15 protein-coding genes are annotated in these 17,980 nt (G+C 71.1%); 10 read left to right on the top strand and 5 right to left on the bottom strand.

The genetic code is table 11. The annotated features are described in order from the left end of the window. Positions 1 to 23 precede the first annotated feature (23 nt). Positions 24 to 1,091, bottom strand: coding sequence for a ferritin-like protein (locus tag ACFYX3_RS08485; RefSeq protein ID WP_376586693.1), 1,068 nt, complete (start codon positions 1,089 to 1,091; stop codon positions 24 to 26). Between the two features lie 66 nt (positions 1,092 to 1,157). Then, the gene (locus tag ACFYX3_RS08480; protein WP_389009723.1) at positions 1,158 to 1,880 is read right to left on the bottom strand and encodes a BTAD domain-containing putative transcriptional regulator; all 723 of its coding nucleotides are present in this window, start codon (positions 1,878 to 1,880) and stop codon (positions 1,158 to 1,160) included. A 203-nt stretch (positions 1,881 to 2,083) separates the two neighbouring features. Here ACFYX3_RS08480 and ACFYX3_RS08475 point away from each other — a divergent pair, with 203 nt between their 5' ends. Beyond that, positions 2,084 to 4,984, top strand: a complete 2,901-nt coding sequence (locus tag ACFYX3_RS08475) for a hypothetical protein (protein WP_389009720.1) — start codon at positions 2,084 to 2,086, stop codon at positions 4,982 to 4,984. Then, positions 4,981 to 8,949: a hypothetical protein gene (locus tag ACFYX3_RS08470; protein WP_389009717.1), complete on the top strand. Its 3,969-nt coding sequence runs from the start codon at positions 4,981 to 4,983 to the stop codon at positions 8,947 to 8,949. Before ACFYX3_RS08475 ends, ACFYX3_RS08470 begins: the two co-directional genes overlap by 4 nt. Before the next feature lie 357 nt (positions 8,950 to 9,306). On the opposite strand, the gene ACFYX3_RS08465 is transcribed toward ACFYX3_RS08470, so the two are convergent. Genes ACFYX3_RS08465 through ACFYX3_RS08455 form a run of 3 tightly spaced genes read right to left on the bottom strand, consistent with a single transcriptional unit; the run spans position 9,307 to position 11,272 of the window. Continuing rightward, on the bottom strand, positions 9,307 to 10,188 hold the full coding sequence (locus tag ACFYX3_RS08465) for a hypothetical protein (protein WP_389009714.1): 882 nt from the start codon (positions 10,186 to 10,188) through the stop codon (positions 9,307 to 9,309). Next, a complete protein-coding gene (locus ACFYX3_RS08460; protein ID WP_389009711.1) occupies positions 10,185 to 10,382 on the bottom strand; it encodes a hypothetical protein in 198 nt (65 codons plus the stop codon). Before ACFYX3_RS08460 ends, ACFYX3_RS08465 begins: the two co-directional genes overlap by 4 nt. Continuing rightward, a complete protein-coding gene (locus ACFYX3_RS08455; protein WP_389009708.1) occupies positions 10,379 to 11,272 on the bottom strand; it encodes a hypothetical protein in 894 nt (297 codons plus the stop codon). The genes ACFYX3_RS08460 and ACFYX3_RS08455 overlap by 4 nt, the downstream gene beginning before the upstream one ends. Before the next feature lie 238 nt (positions 11,273 to 11,510). Here ACFYX3_RS08455 and ACFYX3_RS08450 point away from each other — a divergent pair, with 238 nt between their 5' ends. The 8 genes from ACFYX3_RS08450 to ACFYX3_RS08415 all read left to right on the top strand — a co-directional run bounded on the left by ACFYX3_RS08450 (position 11,511) and on the right by ACFYX3_RS08415 (position 17,774). Next, a complete protein-coding gene (locus ACFYX3_RS08450) occupies positions 11,511 to 12,233 on the top strand; it encodes a BTAD domain-containing putative transcriptional regulator (RefSeq protein ID WP_389009705.1) in 723 nt (240 codons plus the stop codon). Between the two features lie 135 nt (positions 12,234 to 12,368). Continuing rightward, entirely contained in the window at positions 12,369 to 12,509 is a 141-nt protein-coding gene (locus tag ACFYX3_RS08445) for a hypothetical protein (RefSeq protein ID WP_389009702.1), read from the top strand. Next, positions 12,503 to 12,751, top strand: a complete 249-nt coding sequence (locus ACFYX3_RS08440; protein WP_389009699.1) for a hypothetical protein — start codon at positions 12,503 to 12,505, stop codon at positions 12,749 to 12,751. Before ACFYX3_RS08445 ends, ACFYX3_RS08440 begins: the two co-directional genes overlap by 7 nt. Before the next feature lie 101 nt (positions 12,752 to 12,852). Next, entirely contained in the window at positions 12,853 to 13,800 is a 948-nt protein-coding gene (locus ACFYX3_RS08435) for an ABC transporter substrate-binding protein (RefSeq protein ID WP_389009696.1), read from the top strand. Positions 13,801 to 13,802: 2 nt separating this feature from the next. Beyond that, a complete protein-coding gene (locus ACFYX3_RS08430; RefSeq protein WP_389009693.1) occupies positions 13,803 to 14,768 on the top strand; it encodes an amino acid ABC transporter permease in 966 nt (321 codons plus the stop codon). Positions 14,769 to 14,776: 8 nt separating this feature from the next. Then, a complete protein-coding gene (locus ACFYX3_RS08425) occupies positions 14,777 to 15,529 on the top strand; it encodes an amino acid ABC transporter ATP-binding protein (protein WP_389010533.1) in 753 nt (250 codons plus the stop codon). Next, positions 15,526 to 16,740, top strand: coding sequence for a M20 family metallopeptidase (locus ACFYX3_RS08420; RefSeq protein WP_389009690.1), 1,215 nt, complete (start codon positions 15,526 to 15,528; stop codon positions 16,738 to 16,740). Before ACFYX3_RS08425 ends, ACFYX3_RS08420 begins: the two co-directional genes overlap by 4 nt. 161 nt (positions 16,741 to 16,901) lie before the next feature. Continuing rightward, positions 16,902 to 17,774, top strand: a complete 873-nt coding sequence (locus tag ACFYX3_RS08415; protein ID WP_376586710.1) for a MurR/RpiR family transcriptional regulator — start codon at positions 16,902 to 16,904, stop codon at positions 17,772 to 17,774. Positions 17,775 to 17,980 lie beyond the last annotated feature (206 nt).

The raw sequence follows: 17,980 nt of genomic DNA, 5'->3' as shown, positions 1-17,980 counted from the left end.
CGCGTGCGGGAGGCGCGAAACCGTCAGGGAGTCACGAGGAGGAACTCCGGCCCGTAGTTCTTTCCGCCGCTGGGAAGCGGGCGCGCCATCAGCTGTTGCGCGGGGTCCTGCAGGGCGGACATTTGCCCGATCGCCTCGAACAGCCGCCCCAGCGCCTCGTTCTTGTCGTCCTGCCGCCACGCATCCTGTAGCAGACGCAGCAGTTTGCTGTACGCCTGGTTGAACTCGTCGAGGAGCCGTGTCGTCTCGGTGTCCGGTGCGGAAGGCCCCGTCCGGGGCCAGCCTCCGGCGGGAACGATGCCCATCGGCAGGGCGTCCGGCATCGGGATCTCCGCTCCCTCGAACTCGAACTTCCCGGTGTCGGGGTTCTTCCTGAGCCTGCGCTTGTGGAAGATCTCCCGGAAGGCGAAGTAGTGGGCGAGTTCGCCCTCCTCCCCGGGATACGGGTTCTCGGGCGAAGCGGACGTGCCCTCGCCCTGTTCCTTGATCACACCGATGGCCGTCTCGACGGCGGCGATCGTGTCGAGGGGCACGACGGGGTTCCCCGCGCCGTGACCGAAGTCCAGGGTCATCTGCCGCTTGCCGGTGATGCGCTCCGGGTGCGCACGGAACGCTTCCAGCAGCGCGGTGTAGAAGGCCCCGATCGACACGTGCGGCGCCGCGTCCTTCGCGAGCGGCTGGTCCGGCTGCTCGATGAGGGAGTACATCTCCGCCGCGTCCGTCGTCAGCCCGCTGAGGAAGACCTTGAGCTCGGGCCGCACGCCTCCCGGCAGATGCCCCGGGTACGTCGGCACCACCGACGCGTCGTCGAGCACGGGAGTCCCGCCGAGCGTGGTGAGCAGGTTGCACGCCAGACCGAAGTGCGACATCTCGTCGAAGACGATCTCGCGCAGGGTGTCGAAGACGGAACCGTCCCCGGTCGACGTGTCGATCGACCACATGCCGCACAGATACGGGGGGAGCGTGGCGAGTTCCAACAGGATCGCCTGCTGAGCCGCGTCCTGCATCCAGTCGGCGTCACGCTGCTCCGCGGGCTGCTCCATCAGTTCGACGATCCGGTTCTTGCTCCGGGTGTACGGAAGCGTGTTCACCACCGGTCTCCTTCCGAGTCGAGTCCCGCCCGTCTTCCAGGGTCGGCGCGTTCCGTCACCCCGCCGTCATCGCTGTGCCTGGGGGATCATCCGCGTGAACCGCACGGACGGTTCGACACCGAGCTCGGTGCGCAGCAGGTGCTGGAAGGCGTGATAGTGCCGCAGGGCCTCGTTCAGATTGCCCTCGGCGAGATGAGCGGAGACCACCGCCCGGTGGGCGCTCTCGCGGAGCGGTTCGATGCGGGTGTTCGCGAGTGCCGCCTCCAGGGCGAGGGCGGGCAGGCCCTGCCGCGCCAGCCGCTCAGAGAGCGTGTCGAGGGCGTGCAGGCGCAGTCGGCGCAGCCACTCCCGTTCGAGGACGACCCAGTCGTCGTCCCAGTCGGGAAGGAGATCCCCGCGGTTCACCAGTGCGAGGAGCGACCGGTCGTCATCGAGGGGCCCCGTCCCGTACAGGACGTCCCGCGCGGAATCCGAGAGTGCTTGTGCGTCCACGCTCACCTCGTCGGCGATGGCGATCGTGCCCGGGGCGCACCGGATCAGCGCGTGGTCGTCCCGCGTCAGTTTCCACAGAGCCGTACGCAGGCTCGCGCGTGCGTGCGCCTCGGTCGCGTCCGGCCAGAGGCTTTCCGCGACCACGGAACGTCCGGCCCGTCGCCGGAGACCGACGAAGGCCAGCAGCCGTTGCGCGTTGCCGCAGACCTCGACGGGCCCGCGGTCGGACTCCAGCCGGAACTGACCGAGCAGCCGCAGGTGGACGGGGTGAGGTGGGAGGGAGGAAGAGGGGTTCATCTGCCGTCCTGCAGGGAATTCCCGACACCGGGATGTCGCTCTTCACCACCACCCTCCATGGTAGGACGACGGGCGGCCGACGGCGCGACGGCCGCCCTGCCACCGGGTGGCCTCTCGGCGTTGACGCCCGGATGACGCCCCGCTCGTAACGTGCGAAACGTTCCGCGGCGTGCTGCCGCGGTGTGCCCGAGGGAAGCAGCGAGATGACCGGCCAGGAATACGCTGATCAGCCGGACAGGGGCCGGGAGGCCGTCGGTCTGGCCGCCTCCGGGTTCGAGACGGTCGAGGAACTCGACCTCGACGCCCTCTCGGACCCCGACATGACCCAGCGGGTGGTGACCCTGCTGCGACGCGAGGACATGCTCGTGCTCGAATTCCGCTTCTCGGGCATCACACGGCTCGGGACCGGGGCGGGGCAGCAGCTGACGACGGCGAGCCCCACACAGCCGGGTGCGCTCCTCATCAGCATCCCTCCGCAGGCGATGCTCGAAGAGGCCACCACCCTCGCGGGCGCCTCCACCGGCGTGAAGAAGGCGTGGCTGTCCGGCATCAGTCAGGTCGAGCTGCGCGTGCCTGCCGGGTCGTCCATCCCGTTCACCGCCGCCGGGCTGCTGGGCTGGGCCGGACTGTCGACGGCCTCGGCGCGGCTGGAGTGCGTGTGGGGGCTGCCCCTCGCACCCGTGGCGGCGAACGAGGTCGTCTGGCTGCACAGTACGGAGCCGGTGGCCGGCCCGACGGGGGCGACGGGCATCTGGCACACCCGACTGGCCCTCCCGCCGAACCCGGGTCCGCACGCGCCTCCGTTGCGGCTGCCCGTGCCGGTCAGGTCGGCTGGAGAGACCTCGTCCGCCGAGGAGTTCCCCAGTTCCCTGTCGGCGACGGCGCGACGCCAGATCGCCGCCGCCATGGACCGGCGCCCCGTCCTGGCCAAGGACACGACCATCAGCGCGCTCGGCGCGAGCGTCGACCTCACGGGCAACTGGATCGGCGTTCCCGGCGTGGGCGTGATCCTGTACCGGCACCAGTCGGTCATCGGCCGTGACACCACGGTCAACGTCGTGCAGCGGGGCTACCTGTGGCCCTTCGGCTTTCCGGTGCACATCGCGACGCAGACGGAACGACGGCTCGACCTCGGCCTGGTGCAGACGAGCCTGATGACCGTGATGCTGCCCGAGGTCACCTACGACGGTGTCGCCGCACTGCCGAACGAGGGACGGGCGTTCCCCTTCGAGCGGGTCCGACTGGACGGTCCACTCGTCGTCGACGTCAGCGACAAGACCGACAAGCTGACGCCGAACGTCGGGTTCTGGGTACGCGGGCCGGGCGCGACCGACGGGCGGCTGCGGTTCGCGCTGACCGCCGAGGACAGACGCCGTCACACGGTCGCGTTCACCGCCCCGCTCGTCTTCATCGAGGGCGACCGCGCCCACGGGAATCTCGGCCAGGCCGTGGAGGCGTTCAACCCGCAGGCCAAGGACATCGTGCTGCCCGCCTCCGGACGCCTCGAGCTGGCTCCCGCGACCGGCGCGGACAAGGAGTCGACCACCGTGGAGGTGGCGGCGCTGCGCATCGGCGCGGAGACGTCGAGCGCCTCCCAGCCGGACCTGGAGGCGGCCGGTCGCCTCGGCGCCCTGCCCCGACTCCTCGCCGTCGAGGCGCGGCTGCCCGCGCTCGACGCCCTCGCGTCACGCTCGGCGGCAGCCCCCGCGGGGACCGCGGACGCCGACGGCGCCGGCACGGCCGCCCGTCTGCTGCGGCTCGACGAGAAGTACGTGAAGGAGGGCCTGGCCGCCACCCACCAGGTCTACGCCCGCCTGGACACCTCCGTGGGCTTCGCACCGCCCGTGACGAGCTCCGGCGGTCTCGCGAAGCTCGACCTTCCGGTCAACGGTCTGTCGAGCGCGGTGGGCCTGGTCGGCGGGGACCTGGAGAAGTTCAAGTCGGGGACGTTCGACCCGGAGAGCTTCTTCACCCACCCGCCCGCGGGAGGAGGGTTCCCGACCCGGCTCCTCGGGGTCGTCGACCTGACCGCGCTCGTCAAGTCCGTGCCGGACGTGAGCGCGGGGGACGGCGAGAAGGTGCCCCGTATGGTGACCGAGGTCAAGCACCCTCCGGGCAGGCCCCCGGAGGAGGTCCGGACCACGCTCACCTGGCATCCCGACGTGAAGACCACGACCGCCGGCTCGCTCACGACGACCGCCGACACGACCCTCGACATCCGCAGCACCACGGTGCTGCGCTTCGACGGAACCGCACCCCGCTCCGAAGTGCACGGCGAACTCAACGCCTTCGACCTGACGTTCGCCGAGGTGCTGAAGATCCACGTCAAGAGCCTCGTCTTCACCAGCAAGCCGGGAACCACGCCCAGCCTCGACGTCAAGGTCGGGCAGGTGACGTTCGCCGGCAGCCTGCGCTTCCTCGACCGGCTCCGCGAGTACCTGCCGTCGCCGGCGAACGGGCCACGCATCGCCGTCGACCCCACCGGGGTCGCGGTCGGCTACAGCCTGGCGATACCCGGCCTGGGCGTCGGCGTCTTCATGCTCCAGAACCTCACCCTGTCCACCGAGGTCGTGCTGCCGTTCAACGGCGACCCGGTGCGCGCCTCCTTCGCGGTGTCCTCGCGGGAGCACCCGTTCCTGCTCACGGTGTCCCTCTTCGGAGGCGGCGGATTCCTGAAGCTCACCGTCGCGACCGGTGAGGTCGTCGCGCTCGAGGGCCAGGTGGAGTTCGGCGCCGCGGCCGCCCTCGACGTCGGTGTGGCCAGCGGCTCGGTGTGTGTGACGGCGGGCGTCTACATCATGCTGAAGGACAAGAAGTCCGCCGTCACGGGCTTCTTCCGGGCCGTGGGCGAGCTCGACGTCCTCGGCATCGTCAACATCTCCGTCGAGTTCTATCTCGGGCTGACGTACGAGCCTCCCAAGACCCTCCGCGGGACGGCCACGGTGACCGTCCGGGTCCGGGTCGCCTTCTTCTCCAAGTCGGTGGCGATGTCGCTGGAGCGCTCCTTCAGCGGCGGTGACGACCCGGACTTCGCCAAGGCGTTCCCGAACCCGCGACCCTGGCAGGAAAGGTGCGCCGCCTTCGCGGCGATGGTGGACGCATGACCCCCAAAGCGACGGTGGTGTGGACGCTGCTCCCGGACCCGGAGGCACCGCGCACCGACGACGGATCCGCCCGTCTGTCGCTGGTGTTCGGCTTCCAGCTCCCCGACATCACGGCCGGCCGGGCGGGCACCGCGGCCCTCACCCTCGACGCCTTCCCCCGGGTCCGCGACTGGCCCGATCTCGCCTACACCCTGGACGTCACGTTCCGCGTGGAGGAGACCGGCGAGACGACGTCGCGCCCGGCCGTCGTCGAGCCGATTCCCCGGCCCGAGCTCTGGCGCGCGCTGTTCACCCCGTCCACCCCGGTCACGCCGTACCGCTTCGACGAGGCCGTGACCACCGATCCCGTCCAGTCCTACCCCGTCCAGGCGGTGTCCGGTTCGCTGCGCGAGGAGTACGGGCGCCTGTTCACCGCCGTGGACGGTCCCGCCGTCCCGGTGCCCGTGGATCCCGGCTCGCGGCCGGTACGGAGCGAGGACTGGCAGGCCGTCGACGAGCTCGTACGCACCGTCGGCGCACAGGACGGCGGCCCGGCCGCACGCTCCGCGGACGCCGACCCCTTCGCCACGCTGATGCGGTACGGCGTGCTGGCCGACGAAGCCCGCGAGGACCCCCTCGGCTGGCTGCGCGTCGCCGACTTCCACGTGCCGTTCGAGGCTCCGCCCGCACCGGGCGGCCCGGGAGCCCTGCCCGGTGCGGGGCCCCCGGACCGTGACTTCCACGGCATCCTCGCGGCGCTCGCCGAACATCCAGGCCTGATGTCCCTCATCGGTCTGACCCGGCGGGTGAAGGTCCCGCTGCCGGAGGAACTGGACGGCGCGGTGGCCGTCCAGGCCGACCCGGAGTCGCTCGCGCTGCTGCGCAACGACCGCCCGTTCACCCGGTGCGTCGTGCGCGGGGGCCGGCTGTTCCTCGCAGGCCGGGACGGTACGGAGGCCGCCCTGCACGTCCCGCTCGACGATGCCGACCGGTACGCGGCGCACACGGTCGACGTCGATGCGGGAGCCCTCGCGCTCCGGTCGTACGCCACCATGCTCGCCGGTCTCCCGCGGAGCGAGCCGCCACCGGTGCTGCTCGCGCCCGCGCTGCACTCCGACGGCGTCTTCGTCACCGAGAAGGACCGCCAGGTCGCCTTCCGCACGGTCCTGAAGGAGTCCAAGGACCTGAACGACGACCTTCAGACGGCCCTCGAACCGGGCAAGGACATCACCCTGCACGCGGGCAGGGTGCTGCAGGGATACCGGGTGGACGTGTTCGACGAGAAGTCGGGCCAGTGGTATCCGCTCTGCCGGCGCGCCGGCCACTACACCGTGCGGGGCGTCGCCGAGCCGGTGCCCATCGACGACGAGGGCTCGGTGGCCGACGCCCTCACCCGGGGCAGGGACGCCCAGGACCACCGCGTCTCCCGCCTGCACCAGTCGCTGTTCCGCTGGAACGGCTGGAGCCTCGTCGCGGAACCCCCGGGCAAGATGCTGGACGTCTCCGAACAGCTCGGCGATCCGGCTCCCGCGACCGACGCCGGCCTGCCGTTCTCCTCGACCGTACGGCCGGCCGACGGCACGCTGCCGTCGCTGCGGTACGGCCGCTCGTACCGCTTCCGGGCGCGTCTCGTCGACCTCGCGGGCCGCAGCCTGCCCTTCACGGACCGGCCGACGGCCGGCGAGCCGGCGACCGCGCCGCTGCTCTACACACGGTACGAACCCGTGCCCGCCCCCGTGCTCGTACCCCGGCGTCCCGTGACGCCCGGAGAGTCGCTCACCGTGCTCGTCGTACGGACGGACAACGCGGACCCGGCCGCGCCCGGCCTCGGACCGTCCACGTGTGAACGGCATCTGCTGGCGCCGAAGGCCGCCGTGCAGACGCTGGAGCGGCACGGTGTGCTCGACGTGGTCGGGCAGCACCGTCTGGACCCCGCCGTCCACGCGTTGCTCAGCCGGCTGGACGGCGGCGCGGTGACGGGTCCGCGGGACCCCGGCGCCGGGGGTGCCCCGTACGTCGACGTCGATGCCATGAGCCTGCCGTGGCTGCCCGACCCCCTGTCCCGAGGGGTGACGCTGCTCGGACTGCCGCAGACCTCGGAGCTCCTGGCCGCGTGGCCGCACGGGAACGGCTGGCACGAGCAGCTGCCGGTGCGGCTCGTCGTGGTCCCGGGCGGTTCCGGCGCCACCCCGCCACCGGTGTTCAACCCCGCGGGGCGGCTGATCCGGGTGACGCTGCCGCCCGCCGCCGACGTCACCGCGCTGCTGAGCAGCATGCTGACGCGCGGGGACGAGGAGCTGCTCGGCCTGTGGCACTGGTTCACCGAGACGGAGGGCCGGTCGGCCGAGGAGCGCGACGACGCCCGTGCCCGGGCCGTCGCCGGACATGTCGCCCAGCTCACGCCGACGACGACGCTCCGACTGGTCCACGCGGTGCGCTGCCCCGTGGATCCCCCGGCGTTCGGCCGGCCGGCCGTCGAGCGCAGGCCGAAAGAGACCGCGTACGTCCTGGACGACCCCGCCCTGACCGTCCACGGTCCGTCGACCCTCTCGGTGCACGTCGAGGCGATGTGGAACGAGATCGCCGACGACCCGGCGCAGAGCACGCCCACCTACTCCACCGGCCGGGCCGTACTCCACCAGGGCGAGGACGGAATCCGCTCGGCGGCCGACGGGCCCGGCAGCACCGCACCCACCGCCGTCAGCCCGTTCCGCTCGCGCCACGACGTGCACGACACCCGGCACCGCGCCATGCGGTTCACCCCCGTCGGCACCTCGTCCTTCATCCCCTACTTCACCGACCGTCGCACGGTCCGGCTCACCGCGCTCGACGAGGCCCAGGTGGCGACCTCCTTCGTCCCGGGCACGGTGGTCGTCCGAGACGCCGCCGCCCCCCTGACGGCCGAGGGGACACCCGCCGAGCCCGGCCGCACCTACACCCCCGACCGGGACTTCACCGTGAACCACGAGACCGGCCGCGTCGCCCGCACGGCGGGCGGCGCGATCGCCGACGGGGCCGAGGTCGAGGTCTCGTTCGTGGTGCCGCCGGTCACCCGCGCCGGTTCCCCGGTCACGCTGCACGTCCCGGCGACCGTCCGGCCTCCCGCACCGGCGGTCCACTCCGTGGTGCCCGCCTTCCAGTGGAAGGACGAGTCGACCGGCGGCACGCGGGTGAGTGTCCGGCAGGGCGGTGTCGTACGGGTCTACCTGCAGCGCCCCTGGTACGTGTCCGGCGAGGGCGAACTGCTGGCCGTACGGGTCCTCGGGCAGAACACCCAGCCGGACGCGGCGTCCCAGCAGTGGGCCACCACGTGGGGGCGCGACCCCGTCCGTCAGGCGGGCGAAGCACCGACGATCGGCTTCCCGCGCCCTTCCGATCTGCTCGACGGCGTGGACGTGGAGGTGTCCCCCGGACACGCCATCGGGTATCCGGTCGGGTACGACGAACAGCGGCAACTCTGGTACGCGGACGTCCGGTTCCAGGCCCAGCGCGTCTATCAGCCGTTCGTGCGGCTCCGCGTCGCGCGCCTCCAGCGGGACGCGCTGCGCACGCCGGAGGACCTGCGGCTGTCCCCCGGGGTGGACGCCGGGTTCGTCCAGATCCCCGTCCTCCGACGTGCGTCGGTCACGGTGTCGGCCGTCGGCACGGAGGCCTCGGTGACGGTGACCGGCCCGCTGCCCCCGACGACGCAGGGGAACTTCACGACCACGATGGTCGTCGGCAAGCAACTGCTCGGCAACACGTCGGTCGACGACCCGGCCCAGTGGCGGACCGTGGGGACGCCCGGGACGACCTTCCCGACGGGCGTCACCCTGCCCCTCGTGGAGGCGACGGGTGCCCTGGGGCGCTGGACGGGCACGGTACCGCTGGCGTCGACCCCGCCCGGGCCGGGACGCCAGCGGTTGCTGGTCATGGAGGTCGACGAGGTCGAGAGCCCGCGCGGTGTGTCCCGCCGAATCTCTTACCTCGACACCTTCACCATCTGAAGCACTGCCCGGTCACTGCGTGCAGAAATCATCGGTCGGTGTCCAAGGGGACTTCTCGGGGGACCTGTCGCGTTTCGGCTGATACTCCGGGTAGCATTCCGTCCTGATTTCGACGACGCCCTCGTCGCAGCGCCGGAATCTGTCGCAGCACGGTACGAAGTAGCACTCGTCCAGGCACTCCTGCCTGCATCGCTTGCACCGCGGGCTGCCGGGGAGCCTGCACTCCTCCGTGCAGGAATGTTTGCATTCGTTGGGACAGGCCAGCTGCTGCCAGAAATTGGGTTGTGCGCCGACACAGTCGGGCGCGGTATCGGCGAATCCCGGAACGCTCATGGCACTTCTCCTTCCGGGGCAAGGTCAATGGTGGTCGCAGTAATCGGAGATGCCGTGTCTGCGGAACGGGAACTCGTCCGTCACATCGACGGACACGAACTGCTTCTCCGTGACGTCGTTGCTCCGGCTGGTGTACGAGAGCACGACGTCCATGACCCGTCGCGAACCGTCGACAGCGGACGGGCGGACGTCGATCGCGGACAGCGAGAAGCCGTCCATCGACCGTTGGAAGGTGGTCTGGTAGATGCCGGAGTAGCGGACCAGCAGATAGGTCAGGGCACGGTCCTTGTCCGTGGCGCCGGCGTTGCCCGACACCCGGATCACCGTCCTGAGAAGGTCTTCCGCCGCCCGGTCGAAGGCCTCACCCGCCATGCTCTCGGGCTTCTCGATGGCGCCGAGGAGATCGGAGACGGCGAAGGAGTAGACCTGGTCCACCGTCACCACGGGCAGCGACAGGCCGCCGCAGGGCTCCGGAGGGTCGACGGCACCGCGCACTCCGATGATGCAGTCGAGGGCGGTCGCCTGCTGGTCGGGGCGTACGGCCTCGGCCAGCAGGGCGTAGTCCGCGGGGTCGCGGGGTGCGAGGATGTAGGCGTCCACCCCCTGGACGGTGAACACGTAGCACACCTGCCGCGCGAGGTAGCGGTTCTCCGACAGGTTCAGGACCGTGCTCAGTGCCTGGCGGTCCGTGAGCCCCGCCGTGTCGGCGCGGCTGATGCTCTGGGCCAGCTCCTTCTCCACGCCCTGGTTCGGGAAGCGGAGTTCGATCTGGCCGAGCGCGTAGACGAACGGCCGTGGCGACGCCGCGGGGGAGTGGTGCGCCTGGCAGGTCGGGCACCCTCCCACCGTCGCGTCCCCCTCGGGGGCGGTGCCGGCCGGTTCGGCTCTGATGCCTTCGACGCTCATGGGGACTCCTTGTCGCCGTGCCACCGCGAGAACACGAGCCACCGGTTCATCCTGCGGGCGCGTTCCGCGCAGCCGGTGCACGGCCTGATGCCGAGTGACTGCGTCGCGTGCTCGACGACATCGCCGAGGCCGACGTCGTCGTCCTTCACGAAGCCGGGGAGGCGCACCCGGTGCGTCGGGTGCGGTTCCTTCACCACTGGTACATGTACTGGCGCCACGCGCCGTACCAGCCCGTGCCGTAATACGTCCACGAGTTGGAGTCGAAGAGCGCCACGTGGCCGCCCCAGTACACGCTCTCGTCGAGCTGGAAGACAGCCCACCATCCTGTGTACGGAGTCGGCGTGGAGCTCGTGCGAACCGCCTTCGACGCGAACCAGGCCCACATCTCCCGCGCTCTGATGGGCCGGCGGGCATAGGTGTAGCACCGGGCGTTGATGTACGAGTTCGGGGCGGAGAGTTCCGTGTACCCGGCGCGGATGAAGGCGTCAGAGAGGAAGTGGGCGCAGTTGTTCGCGAAGGTGTCGCCGGCGATGCAGCTGTTCGTCCAGTAGCTTCCGACGGTGGAGAGGGGCGGGGCGAGCACGCGGGGCTGGGCCACCTGTGTCTGTGCCTGTGCCTGCGCCTGTCCCGTGCCCGCTTCCACGTAGCGCGGCGCGCCCGGCATGTCCACTGCCGACGGAGGGGCCAGGTGCTCCATCGCCTCGGCGTTCGCGAGCCCGCCCGGTCCGCCCGCCGGCTTCGGCTCTCCCGGCATTCCGGGGCTCGTCGGCGGTGCGATGCTCTCCATGGCGACCATGAAGGCGTCCTGCGGTTCACCGGCGCGCATCCGGCCCAGGCGGAATGCCGTGGCGCCCTGCCGCACGTACACCCTGATCCGGTCCTCGCCGAGGGTCTCCCGGTCCATGATGTCGGACTTGGCGAAGGAATAGACGCAGTCGCCGGATTCGACGATCAGGATGTTTCCCGGGATGTTCCCGTCGTCGCGGCTGTAGCCGTCGAAGGGGACGGTGGAGTCGCGTTTCGACGCCCGCTCCATGAGTGAACTGAGGTCGTTCTGTTGACTTTTCATGATGTTCTCGGCCATTGCTCTCGCCTCCTGCGTGCGGGCGTGCGGCCGTCAGCATCCCCTCTTTCAGCGTGCACCCGGGAGCCCCGCTCGCGCCACCCGTGGAGACGTCCCCGGCGCGCCAAATGTGGTTGCGAGACGTACTATTGAGAGCGACTGTGGCCTTCGAAACCGCCAGGCGCACGTATTCCAGCGGGAGCCGCAGATGATGTCGTCTCCGTCCCCTTCCGCCTCCCTCCCGTCCGCGGGTGCCCGCTTGCGGCTGCTCGGACGGTTCCGTCTCGAGTACGACGCCGCGCCGGTCGAACTGTGCGGAAACGCGCAACGCCTGCTGGCCTTCGTCGGCGTGCACGGGCGCGCCAGCCGTTCCGTCCTCGCCGGCGCCCTCTGGCCCGACGTACCGGAGGAGCGGGCCCGGGGAAGCCTGCGGACGACGCTGTGGAAGCTGCCGCGCGGTGACCGACCGCTCCTGCGCTGCACCCGGGAGACGATGGACCTCGCAGACGCCGTCGACGTGGACGCCCACGCGCTGGCCGACACCGCGCTGAAGGTCCTGCACTCCCGGGACCCGCTCCCGGACCCGCGCGGGTTGCTGGACCTGCTGGTCGGTGCGGATCTGCTCCCCGACTGGGACGACGAATGGATCGTCCTCGAACGCGAATGGCTCCGCCAGCTGCGCCTCCTCGCCCTGGACGCCCTCTCGGAACGCCTGGCCCGTCAGGGCCGCCCGGCGCTCGCCCTGGAGGTCGCGCTGGCGAGCGTGGGGATGGAGCCGCTGAGGGAGAGCGCCCACAGGGCGGTGGTCTCCGCACACCTCGCCGGGGGGAACGTGACCGAGGCCGTCCGGCGCTACGACACGTTCCGCGTCCTGCTGCACAGGGAACTCGGTGCCGAACCCTCCCTGCGTTTCACCCGGATGATCCCGCTGAGGGTCGGTTCTCCCGCATCACGGGGAGGGCGTTCCCGGCAGGGCCGGTGAACCAGGCGAATGCGTCGTGGCCGACTTCCGGGCAGCGCTCCAGGGCCACGCCAAGCTCGGCCGGTCCGTCGACCGCGGTAGTACCAGGAGTGATTCCAGGCGTCAGGAACCATGGAAGCGGCGTGACTTGGGCAAGTGCTCTCGCGTCCTCTGCCTCTCGCCAACACCCCGGCCGCCTCCTTCGGCGCCCGCGTGCAGGCCGCTCTCATCGCCGACCACGTCGACGTGCTCGGCCGGGTCCCGACCCCGATCCTGACCCCTCGCACGACGTGCTGATCGGCGAGAGCGGCACCAACCCCAGCCGGCTGGTCGAACGCGTCGTCGTGGCCGGACCGGTCGAGCGTCGCACCGACGCCGAGGACCGCCGCCACCTCCAGCTCGGCCTCACCCCCGAGGGGCGACGCCTGGCCGCCGCGGCCGCCGAGATCGAAGAACTCCTCTACACCTCGATGGACGCCGCCTGCGAGGGCCTGGACACCGACGGCCCGGAGCGTGACATGGCACCTGCCGGTACGTAATAGACGTTACATCTAGCCATTCGAAACATTGATGTGTAACTTCTGAAACGTCGGCGGAGCTGATTCCGCTCGCTTCGGACGTCCGAGAGGGAACGACGTTGATGTACATCTCTGCGCCCCGCCGCGGGGCGACAGCCGTGCTGGCCTGCACGGCTCTGGCGGTGGTCTCCGGCTGCGGCGCGAGCGGTGCCGGCGGTGGTGGGCCCGCGGCCGGGGGCGAGGTCGCCGGGGTCACGGTCACGCGGGACGCGGCCCTTCACGAGGCCCTGCCCGAGCAGATCAAGAAGGCGGGTACCGTGCGCGTGGCCACGGACGTCCCCTACCCCCCGTTCGCGATGTTCGTCACCGAGGGGAAGAGCGACCTGACCGGCCTGGACTACGACCTCGGCCAGGCCCTGGGCGCGAAGCTCGGCGTCAGGTTCGCCTTCACCCCGACGAAGTTCGACGGCATCGTGCCCGCCCTCCAGGCCGGCAGGTTCGATGCCGCGATGTCCGCACTGACCGACAACAAGGAGCGGCAGAAGGTCGTCGACTTCGTCGACTACTCGCGCTCCGGCTCGGGCATCCTGGTGGCCGAGGGCAACCCGGCGAAGATCAGCACGCTGGACGACCTCTGCGGCCGGAAGGTCGGCGTCCAGGCGGCGACCAACCAGTACGAGCTGCTCACGGCCCACCAGGCCGCATGCCGGGCCGCCGGCCGGAAGCCGGCCGACATCCAGACCTTCCCCAAGGACTCCGACGCCCAACTCGCCCTGCGCTCCGGCAAGGTGATCGCGGAGGTCGTCACCAAACCCGCCGCCGGCTGGTCGGCCAAGACCGCCGACGGCGGCAAGGCCTTCGACCTGGCCGAGGACCCCGAGGCGCCGGCCGGCTACCGTGCCTCGCCCAACGGCATCGCGGTCCGCAGACAGCTCCCGCAACTGACCGAAGCGATCAGGAAGGCGCTCCAGGCACTGATCGACGACGGCACCCTCACCAAGATCTGCGACAAGTACGGCGTCGCCTCCATCGCCGTGAAGGAAGCCACCAAGAACGCGGCGGTGGACTAGAGATGACCACCACCACCCACGTCGGCACACCGCACACCGGCGCGACCCCCGCACCCGACGCGTTCGAGATCGTCCCCGTCCACCACTGGGGTCGCCGGCTCTCCGCGGTGGGCGCCGTCGCCGCGCTGGCCGGCCTCATCGGCTCGCTCGCGAAGAACGGCAACCTCCACTGGGACGTCGTCGGCCACTACCTGTTCGCCGGGCTCATCTTCGACGGCCTGGCCACCACCCTGTGGCTGACCGCCGCCGCGATGACCCTCGGTCTCGCCCTCGGCACCCTCGTAGCCGTCATGCGGCTCTCGGACAACCCGGTCCTGTACGGTCTCTCGTCGCTGTTCGTCTGGGTCTTCCGCGGCACCCCGCTGCTCGTACAGATCATCTTCTGGGGCTACGCCGGTGCCCTCTACCAGCACGTGATGATCGGCGTCCCGTTCACCGGCGTCACCTTCCTCCAGGCCGACACCAACACCCTGCTCACCCCGTCCGTCGCGGCCCTGCTCGCGCTCGGCCTGAACGAGGCCGCGTACACCTCCGAGATCGTCCGCGCGGGAATCCGGTCCGTCGACCCGGGGCAGACCGAGGCGGCCCACTCGCTCGGCATGCGCCCGGCACTCACCATGCGGCGGATCGTGCTGCCCCAGGCGATGCGGGTGATCATCCCGCCGCTGGGCAACGAGACGATCAACATGCTCAAGATGACCGCCCTCGTGTCGGTGATCGCGGCACACGACCTGATGTCCAACATCCAGGACGTGTACGGGCAGAACTACCAGGTCATCCCGATGCTCGTGGTGGCGTCGCTCTGGTACCTGGCTCTGGTCAGCGCCCTGGGCGTCCCGCAGGCGTGGCTCGAACGCCGCTACGGGCGCGGCACGGCCCGCGGCGCCGAGCCCTCCCCCCTGCGACGCCTGTGCGCCGGACCCCTCACCGCCCTGCGCGGCCGCACACACAAGGAGGAGGGCCGTTGAACACGCCCATGGTGCACGCCGAGGGCGTGCGCAAACACTTCGGGAAGCTCCAGGTCCTCAAGGGCATCGACCTGACGGTCGGACGCGGCCAGGTGTGCTGTCTCCTTGGACCCTCCGGCTCCGGCAAGTCCACGTTCCTGCGGTGCATCAACCATCTGGAGAAGATCGACGGAGGACGGCTCTCCGTCGACGGCGAACCGGTCGGCTACCGGCCACAGGGCACCCGCCTCCACGAGTTGCGCGAGCGCGAGGTCGCCGCCCGGCGGCGCGACATCGGCATGGTGTTCCAGCGGTTCAACCTCTTCCCGCACATGACCGCCCTCGAGAACGTCATGGAGGCCCCCGTCAAGGTCGTCGGCACCGCCAGGGACCGGGCCCGCGACGAGGCGAGGGCGCTGCTTGAGCAGGTGGGGCTCGCCGACCGGGAGGGCCACTACCCGGCCGAGCTCTCGGGCGGCCAGCAGCAGCGCGTCGCCATCGCCCGCGCCCTCGCCATGAAACCGAAACTGATGCTGTTCGACGAACCGACGTCGGCGCTCGACCCCGAACTCGTCGGCGACGTCCTCGACGTCATGCGCCGGCTCGCGGACGACGGCATGACCATGGTCGTCGTCACGCACGAGATCGGTTTCGCCCGCGAAGTCGGTGACCTGGCCGTCTTCATGGACGAAGGCGTCGTCGTCGAATCCGGTGACCCCCGGCGGGTCCTGGCCGAACCGGAGCAGGAACGCACCCGCGCCTTCCTGTCGAAGGTCCTGTGAGCGCCCCGCCCCGGCAGCAGCCCCTCGACGAAGCGCTGCTGTCCCTGTCCCACGCACACCAGGCCCGGTACCTCGAAGACCTGGCCGAACTCGTCGCGATCGACTCCGGCTCGTACAGCGCCGACGGCGTCAACCGGGTCGCCGACCTGGTCCGGGCCCACCTGGAGCGTCTGGACTTCTCCGTGGAACGCGTCCCGCTGCCACCGGCCCAGGGACACCGCACCGGAGACGTGCTCATCGGCCGCAGACAAGGTCGCCTCGCCGTCGCCGACGGAGGCCGCAGACTCCTGCTCGCCGCGCACATGGACACCGTCTTCGACGACGGGGCCGCCGCCGAACGCCCCTTCTCCCTCAGCGGGCCCCTCGCCCACGGACCCGGCGTCAGCGACGACAAGGGAGGCCTGGTCGCAGGCCTCGCAGCCCTCGAGATCCTCGCCTCGGCAGGCATCGAGGACTACGCGGAACTCGTCTTCCTCGCCACGCCCGACGAGGAGATCGGCTCACCCGCCAGCCGGCCGGTCACCCGGCGGGCGGCCGAAGGGGCGCACTACGCCCTCGCCCTCGAATGCGCCCGGGAGAACGGCGACCTGGTCATCGCGCGCAAGGGTGTGGCCGACTTCAGGCTCACCGTCACCGGCCGCGCCGCACACGCGGGCATCGAACCCGAACGCGGAGCGAACGCGGCTCTGGCCGCCGCCCACCTCGTCATCGCCGTCCAAGCGCTGAACGGCAGGTGGGAGGGCGTCACCCTCAACGTGGGCGTCGTGCGCGCGGGCAGCCGCTTCAACATCGTCTGCCCCGAGGCGGAACTCCTCGTCGAGATCCGCTCGGCCACGGACAGCGGCATGCGGGCGGCCACCGTCGCCCTCGAAGAGGCCGCCTCGCGGCCCGTCGTCCCCGGCACCCGCGTCACCGTCGAGGAACTCGCGTCCTGCCCCCCGATGGAAGACACAGCCGCCTCCCGCCGGATGCTCAGCAGGGCCCAGGACATCGGCGCACGCCTGGGCCTGACCTTCGGCGCCACGGCGACGGGCGGCGTGGGGGACGCCAACACCATCGCCGGGACAGGAGTCCCGACGCTGGACGGTCTGGGACCGGTCGGCGGCGCCGACCACACCCCCGAGGAGTGGCTCGACGTCAGTACGGTCCCGGCCAGGGTCGCCCTGCTCGCCTCCCTCATCGCCGACCTCGGCGACAGCCGCAGCGACTGACGCTGCCCCCGACGCTCCCGCACCGGCTTACCGCGCCGTTGCCCGGTGCGGGAGCACCCGCCGTCGCCCCGGGCGCGGCGGCCGCGATCGCCGCTCGGTTGATCGGCATTAGGCTCGGCACGCGGGCGCACGCCCGCCGACGACCGAGAAAGGAACCCGCGATGGCCTCCGGCGCACTCGCCGACGTGATCCGGCACAAGCTGGGCGACCTCAGCCCGGCCGAGCGCAAGGTGGCCCGCGTCCTTCTGGCCAACTACCCCTCCGCCGGCTTCGAGACCGTCGCCGTCCTCGCCGAACGGGCGGGCGTCAGCGCCCCCACCGTCATCCGCTTCGTCAACCGGCTCGGCTACCGGGGCTTCCCCGACTTCCAGACCGCGCTGCGCGAGGAACTCGACGAACGCAACGCCTCACCCCTGTCCCTGTACGAATCCGCCGACCGCACCCGCGCCGACGAGGCACCGGCCGGCGAAGCATCCCTTCTCGAACAGGGCAGCAGGCTGTTCAGCTCCGCCGTCGGGCAGACCCTCACCGAACTCCCGCCGCACGACCTGGAACACGCCGTCTCACTCCTGGCCGACGGCAGACGGCGCATCACCCTGACCGGTGGCCGCTTCACCCATCTCCTCGCCCAGTACCTCGGACTGCACCTCATGCAGTTGCGCGGCGACATCCGGCTCCTGCCCGCGGGCGACGTCGAGCGGACCGCGGCGCTCGGCACGCTCACACGCCGCGACGTCCTGGTCGTCTTCGACTACCGCCGCTACGAGGAGGACAAGGTCACCATGGCCCAACTCGCCCTCGAACAAGGCGCGAAGGTCATCCTGTTCACCGACCGATGGCTCTCCCCGGTCTCCGCGCACGCCGAGGTCGTCCTTCCCAGCCTGGTCACGACGCCCTCACCGTACGACAGCCTCGTACCCACCCTCGCCGTGGTCGAGACCGTCGTCGCCGGAGTGGTCGCGGCACTCGGCGACGAGGCCCCCGCACGCCTGCGGCACACCGAGGAGACCGCACGGCGCCTCGGACTCCAGTGACCCGGGGCCGCCGGGCAGGCGAACGCAGAGGGCCGGGACCGGTGGCAGCACCACCGGTCCCGGCCCTCGCCGGTGCCGGCTCGCTACATCGGCTCGGGGAAGATGTCGCTGATGCTCCAGGCGACGCTGAAGCAGGGGGCGAAGGCGTCGGCCTCCTGCTCGGTTTCCAGGGCCTGGAGCGCGAGGATCTGGCACATGGGTGCTCT

The organism is Streptomyces sp. NPDC002463, from assembly GCF_042889835.1.
In the GTDB taxonomy this organism is placed as follows: Bacteria; Actinomycetota; Actinomycetes; order Streptomycetales; family Streptomycetaceae; genus Streptomyces; species Streptomyces nymphaeiformis.
This window is presented reverse-complemented; position numbering and strand designations above follow the sequence as displayed.

Bases quoted from the DNA above. Each gene is read 5' to 3' on its own strand.
- ACFYX3_RS08435 (WP_389009696.1), top strand. From the start codon at position 12,853: ATGTACATCTCTGCGCCCCGCCGCGGGGCGACAGCCGTGCTGGCCTGC.
- ACFYX3_RS08475 (WP_389009720.1), top strand. From the start codon at position 2,084: ATGACCGGCCAGGAATACGCTGATCAGCCGGACAGGGGCCGGGAGGCC.
- ACFYX3_RS08415 (WP_376586710.1), top strand. From the start codon at position 16,902: ATGGCCTCCGGCGCACTCGCCGACGTGATCCGGCACAAGCTGGGCGAC.
- ACFYX3_RS08465 (WP_389009714.1), bottom strand. From the start codon at position 10,188: ATGAGCGTCGAAGGCATCAGAGCCGAACCGGCCGGCACCGCCCCCGAG.
- ACFYX3_RS08425 (WP_389010533.1), top strand. From the start codon at position 14,777: ATGGTGCACGCCGAGGGCGTGCGCAAACACTTCGGGAAGCTCCAGGTC.
- ACFYX3_RS08455 (WP_389009708.1), bottom strand. From the start codon at position 11,272: ATGGCCGAGAACATCATGAAAAGTCAACAGAACGACCTCAGTTCACTC.
- ACFYX3_RS08480 (WP_389009723.1), bottom strand. From the start codon at position 1,880: ATGAACCCCTCTTCCTCCCTCCCACCTCACCCCGTCCACCTGCGGCTG.
- ACFYX3_RS08470 (WP_389009717.1), top strand. From the start codon at position 4,981: ATGACCCCCAAAGCGACGGTGGTGTGGACGCTGCTCCCGGACCCGGAG.
- ACFYX3_RS08430 (WP_389009693.1), top strand. From the start codon at position 13,803: ATGACCACCACCACCCACGTCGGCACACCGCACACCGGCGCGACCCCC.